Raw genomic sequence first — 5,396 nt, 5'->3', positions numbered from 1 at the left:
AAACGGCTCAGTGCCGATCCGGGATATCGGCCGCCGGCCCTAACCTGAGTCGGTGGATCGAGGCTTAGTGCCCTAGATAACGTGACGATGGGGGTCAGAGCCGAGGGGGTTCGTCCTCACCGGCGGCTTCGGCGGCGTCGGCTTCCTCCCGGGTCGCGAAGGCGGCGCCGGCAGCATGCTCCGGTGGGCTGTAGATGGTGTAGAGCACCAGCGGCTCGTCGCCGGTGTTGCGGAAGTTGTGCCGGGCTCCGGCCGGTACCGCGCATTGGTCACCGGCATCGATGGGGTGGGTGTGGCCGTTGAGATCGGCTTCGCCGGTGCCGGAGACGAAGGTCAGGATCTGGTCGGTGTGCTCGTGGACCTCGTCGCCGATCTGGCCGCCGGGCGGGATGGTCATCACCACGATCTGGGCGTGTTCACCGGTCCACAGGACTTTCCGGAAATCGGGGTTGTCCCGGGCCACGTCCGCGATGGTGAAATGCTCGACGTTGTCTCCCAGGGTGAAGTTCTTTCCGTTCATGATTGCTCTCCTCCAGTTGCGTTTTTCGTTTTCGGTGTTCGGGTCGTTGTTGTGAATTTGTCGGTGTGTCCCGCGCCGGGAGCGGTAGCGGCTGGGTACCTGTTTGCCGCTTACGCGGATTCGATGTCAGGCGTTGACCTGTTGCGCCGCTGTTCCGGTGGTCCTCTCGCTCTTCGGCATCGTGGTGGAGCCGCGGGCGTTGCGCAGTAGTCGCATCGCGTTGGCGATGACCACCAGTACGGAGGCTTCGTGGACGAGCATGCCGATAGACATGGTCACTCCGCCGGCGAAGACGCCGGCCAGCAGCAGCACCACGGTGATCAGGGCGATCGCGATGTTCTGCCGCATGACGGACACGGTCCGCTTGGCCAATCCGATAGCTTCCGGCAGCTTGAGCAGGTTGTCGCCCATCAGGGCGATGTCCGCGGTCTCCACGGCTACGGCCGAGCCGGCCGCCCCCATCGCCACGCCGATGTTCGCGGTGGCCAGGGCCGGGGCGTCGTTGACGCCGTCGCCGACCATGGCGATCGTGTGGCCCTCTTGCTGCAGCTGCGCGACCACGTCCAGCTTGTCCTCGGGAAGCAGGGAGGCGTGGATCTCGTCGATCCCGGTGGCTTTCCCGATGGCCTCGGCCACCAGCCGGGTGTCACCGGTGAGCATGACCACCTTCTCCACGCCGGCCCGGTGCAGGCGGGCGACCATCTCGGGTGCATCCTGTCGGACCTGATCGGCGACGGCGACGACGCCGATCACCTTGTCATCGACCGCCACGATCATCGGCGTCTTGCCCTCGGCGGCCAGCGATTCCGCCGCCTGGGCGGCGCTGCCGTCATCGACAACGCCGTACTGGAGTAGTAGCGGCGGGTTACCGATCAGCACCCGCCGACCGTCGACATCGGACACGATGCCCTTGCCGGGGACCGGGGTGACCGTGCCGGGGATGCCGTGCGGGCCTACTCCCTCGGCCTGGGCGGTGTCCAGGATGGGACGGGCCAGCGGGTGTTCGGAGCCGGCCTCAGCGGCGGCAGCCCAGCGCAGCACCTCGCTGCGCTCCAACGCCGAGTCCAGGATGACGACGTCGGTCAGCTGCGGGCGTCCCTCGGTCAGGGTGCCGGTCTTGTCCACGGCAACCGCGGAGATCTTCGCCGAGGTCTCCAGGAATTCGCCGCCCTTGATCAGGATGCCGTTGCGGGCGGCGCGGCCGATGCCGGCCACGATCGCGACCGGGATGGAGATCACCAGGGCGCCGGGACAGCCGATGACCAGCAGAGTCAGGGCCAGCACCACGTCGCCGGAGATCAGTCCGGCCGCCAGGGCCAGCACCATCACCGCTGGGGTGTACCAGCCGGAGAAGCGATCGATGAACGCCTGGGTGCGGGCCTTGGCGTCCTGGGCCTCCTCGACCCGGTGAATGATCCGGGCCAGGGTGGTATCGGCACCGATGCCGGTGGCCAGCACCTGCAGGAACCCACCGCGGGAGACGGTGCCGGCGAAGACCTGGCCGCCTTTGACCTTCTCCACCGGGATCGACTCGCCGGTGATCGAGGCCTCATCGATGGCGCCGGTGCCCGAGACGACTTGACCGTCGACGGGGACCTTCGCGCCGTTCTTGACCAGCACGATCTCGCCCATTCTCACCTGCCCGGCAGGGACCTCCTGTTGCTCACCCTCGCGCACGACGATCGCGGAATCCGGGGCGACAGCGACCAGTTCGGCCAGTGCCGAGCGCGTCTTGTTCAAGGTGGCAGCTTCCAGGGCGTGGCCGATGGCGAACAGGAACGTCACCGCCGCGGCCTCCCAGAAGTTGCCGATGATGACCGCGCCGATCGCCGCAACCGACACCAGCAGGTCGATGCCGATGACCTTGGCGGTCAGCGCGCGAACCGCCTTGAGTACGATCCCGTAGCCGGCGACGGCGGCCGCGGCGATCATGAAGACATCCCCGAGGGTGAAGGCCGCGCTGGCATGCGCGGCGTGGGCGCCGGCGTCCAGCCACCACTGCGGGCTGACGGCGAGGTTGGCGACACCCCCGCCCAGCCACTGGAGGGCGAACGAGATGATGATGAGCACGCCGGACACGACGGGAACGGACCAGTTCCCATAGACCCATTTCTGGAGCCTGTTCACTTTCGGGTACGACCTTTCTGCGTCTTGAGCCGGCGTACCGGCAGGATGAAGGGGGAAATGTGAGCGGGCCCTGTGGGGCCCGCTGGCGTTAGAAGGCCGCGGGCGTGGCCTTGTAGCCGGCCTTCACGACGGCGGCAACAAGGTCATCCACCGAAACGCGCTCGGCGTCGTGGTCGATCTCGATGCGGGCGGAGGCGAAGTGGACCTTCACGTTCTCGACACCCTTGAGGCGGCCGACCTGCTTCTCGATCTTGGCCACGCAGGAGGGGCAGGAAAAACCTTCCGCGCGGAGGATGGTGTGGGTTGTGGTCGCGGTGGTCATTGTGGAATCCTTCCGTCTTGGTGTTTCTTACTGACACCTTCACCGTAGGTTCGCCGTGCCGCGAACTCCTTGACATAGATCAAGTTCGCGGGGCTCCTCCCCGAGCGCCGCTGGCCCGTCCGTTACGGTCGCGTCGGGTCGGCGTGGGATAAAGTGTTGTCATGCCCGAGGATGACTTGTGCGTCACCCGCGTCCCGATCTTCCAAGGCCTCACCCGTCAGGAACAGTTGCGTGTTGCGGACTTTGCCCGCCCGGTACTCGCCGAAAAGGGGGAGATCGTCTATGCGCCCGGACAGCCGGTCTCGCGCCTGCTGGTGATGCACAGTGGACAGCTCAAGGTCAGCCACGCGGCCGCCAATGGTCAGGAGCAGATCCTGCGAACGGTGACCGACGGTGATGTTGTGGGTGAACGTGCCTTCCTGACGGGCCACCGTCCGAACGATCTCGCCGTCGCGCTGGAAGAGAGCAGGATGTGCGTGTTCGACCATGCCGACCTTGCAGTCCTACTTCGTGACTACCCCGACATCAGTCAGCGGATGCTGCGGACGCTCTCCGACCGCCTCTCTTCCGTCGAGCGACTGCTGGCCGCCATCACCTCCAGCGATGTCAATGCCCGTGTCGCGGCCTACCTCCTGGACCTACCTGGCACCATGCGGGACGGAGCGGCCACGGTGAGACTTCCGATGGCGAAACAGGAAATCGCGGCGTACCTCGGCACGACGCCGGAGACCCTGAGTCGACGCCTTGCCGCGCTCTCTGCCTCCGGCCTTATCGAATTGCACGGGCGCCGGGAGGTCACGATTCTCGATATCGATGCGCTTGAACACGTAGCCACACCTCGATAGTCCGGTGCCGCTGCGGCGTGGCGGCCTCCTGGGCAGTATCCGGTGCAACTCGAACCCGCCCTTGACCTTCTTGCAGTGGCGTCACCTGTGTGGGCTGCTCCCTACGAGCTTCCCCCGGCACGGGCGCAAAGCGGGCGAAGGGGCCGACCTAAAGGCCGATATCTTGGTTTTGCGGTGGCAATGCCGCAACCAGGGGGTGGTCCCGGCCGGTGTTGCCGAGCTTGACGGCACCACCCGGTGAACCGAGTTCGTCGAAGAATTCGACATTGGCCTTGTAATACTCTGCCCATTGGTCCGGGACGTCGTCCTCGTAATAGATGGCCTCAACCGGGCAGACCGGCTCGCAGGCGCCACAGTCGACACACTCGTCTGGATGAATGTACAGCGACCGCTCTCCTTCATAGATGCAGTCGACCGGGCATTCTTCGACGCAGGCCTTGTCCTTGACGTCCACACAGGGTTGGGCGATTACGTAGGTCATGGGTCACTCTCCATGGGGTTTGCTGGAAGGACGTGCTATTCCGGCGATGCAAGTCTGACGTCCGATAGCGGCGTTCGCCATATGTCAGGGTCGGCCACGGGGAAACGGCGGCCGGTGATCAGGTCGGGGTGGATGCGAATGAACCGCTTCTTCTCACCGGCCTGCCACGGAAAGAGTGGAAGGTCCACGGTGTCCATCAGGTCGTGAACCTGGCTGATTGCGCCGGCGCGGCCCTTCGCCACGACACTCCATGCTTTGGAGGTGGGTGGGTCGTATCCGTCGACTTCCAGGGCGACCGGGGCGTCGGATAGCGCGCCGAAGACTTTCGTGCCCTCCCGGGACCGGAAAACTAGGGTCCCGTGATCCACCGCATAATTGAGGGGGAAAATATCGGGATGGTCCTCCACCCATACGGCAAGCCGGCCGACGGTGGTCGCGCGCAGCAGCGCCCAGCACGCGTTGATCGGGAGTTCCTTTACATCCTGATTCGAATCCATCACCGCACCGTCTTTCCCGAAATCTTGCGTCGAGCCTGTCGGCTAGTGAGTTCTTCCACGAGCAGACCCAAGGCGCTGCCGAGCATGAAAACATCCCGAGCGATGCCCATTCCTGCCGGCGCAGGACGGATTCCGTCCTCCCGCGTCATCCCCGGCGTCTTCATATACACCCGCATCAGGGCCCCCGAGAACCCGGCCAGACCGGCCGCAGCCGCCCACGTGGGCACTACCGGTGCGAGCAAAGCCGCACCCAGGAGGATCTCACCACCCGATAGCAGCTTCCCGAAAAGCACCGGGTCGACTCTCTTGAGCACAGGAAACGCGTTGGCCGCCTGGTCCCGCAGACCGGTCGCCCCCTCCACATCCAGTGAACGCTTCGTGAATCCGGTGTTGAGGATGAACAGCCCACAAGCAGCACGGGGAGGGATATGGTGCAGGTGCGCCGACATGAGATCCTCCCTCGTCGTGGTACGACTCCGATTTCGTTTATTCGACCCTACGTCCGGGCACCCGGGCGGATACATGATGTGCATCAGGGACTGTCAGAAGAACGGTGTGTGAGGGTCCGGCCTGATCCGAGAGGAGACGGCCGTGGCTGACACGA

At 65.2% G+C, this 5,396-nt stretch carries 7 protein-coding genes; 1 reads left to right on the top strand and 6 read right to left on the bottom strand.

Features of this window, described 5'->3' with window-relative positions; genetic code table 11:
• Nucleotides 1–94: 94 nt before the first annotated feature.
• The 3 genes from ABD283_RS12505 to ABD283_RS12495 all read right to left on the bottom strand — a co-directional run bounded on the left by ABD283_RS12505 (nt 95) and on the right by ABD283_RS12495 (nt 2,969).
• Entirely contained in the window at nt 95–520 is a 426-nt protein-coding gene (locus ABD283_RS12505; RefSeq protein ID WP_123575383.1) for a cupin domain-containing protein, read from the bottom strand.
• 126 nt (nt 521–646) lie between these two features.
• A complete protein-coding gene (locus tag ABD283_RS12500) occupies nt 647–2,647 on the bottom strand; it encodes a heavy metal translocating P-type ATPase (RefSeq protein ID WP_344225325.1) in 2,001 nt (666 codons plus the stop codon).
• A gap of 88 nt (nt 2,648–2,735) precedes the next feature.
• On the bottom strand, nt 2,736–2,969 hold the full coding sequence (locus ABD283_RS12495; RefSeq protein ID WP_071644956.1) for a heavy-metal-associated domain-containing protein: 234 nt from the start codon (nt 2,967–2,969) through the stop codon (nt 2,736–2,738).
• 161 nt (nt 2,970–3,130) lie between these two features.
• Between ABD283_RS12495 and ABD283_RS12490 the strand changes: the two genes are divergently transcribed.
• Nucleotides 3,131–3,814 (top strand): Crp/Fnr family transcriptional regulator, encoded by a 684-nt coding sequence (locus ABD283_RS12490; RefSeq protein WP_094764235.1) that lies wholly within the window; start codon nt 3,131–3,133, stop codon nt 3,812–3,814.
• A 148-nt stretch (nt 3,815–3,962) separates the two neighbouring features.
• Here the strand turns inward: ABD283_RS12490 and fdxA are convergent, their stop codons facing one another.
• From fdxA to ABD283_RS12475, 3 genes are read right to left on the bottom strand one after another with little or no spacing between them, the layout of a single operon-like run.
• Nucleotides 3,963–4,295: a ferredoxin gene (gene fdxA / locus ABD283_RS12485; RefSeq protein WP_129700662.1), complete on the bottom strand. Its 333-nt coding sequence runs from the start codon at nt 4,293–4,295 to the stop codon at nt 3,963–3,965.
• Nucleotides 4,296–4,330: 35 nt separating this feature from the next.
• A complete protein-coding gene (locus tag ABD283_RS12480) occupies nt 4,331–4,792 on the bottom strand; it encodes a pyridoxamine 5'-phosphate oxidase family protein (RefSeq protein ID WP_344225324.1) in 462 nt (153 codons plus the stop codon).
• Nucleotides 4,792–5,241 carry a hypothetical protein gene (locus ABD283_RS12475; RefSeq protein ID WP_129700666.1) on the bottom strand — a complete coding sequence of 150 codons (450 nt, stop codon included), beginning with the start codon at nt 5,239–5,241 and terminating at the stop codon, nt 4,792–4,794. The genes ABD283_RS12480 and ABD283_RS12475 overlap by 1 nt, the downstream gene beginning before the upstream one ends.
• Nucleotides 5,242–5,396 lie beyond the last annotated feature (155 nt).

This window comes from Kocuria atrinae, from assembly GCF_039531425.1.
GTDB lineage: Bacteria > Actinomycetota > Actinomycetes > Actinomycetales > Micrococcaceae > Kocuria > Kocuria atrinae.
The sequence above is the reverse complement of the archived record's forward strand: the minus strand, read 5'-3'. Positions and strand labels throughout refer to the sequence as shown.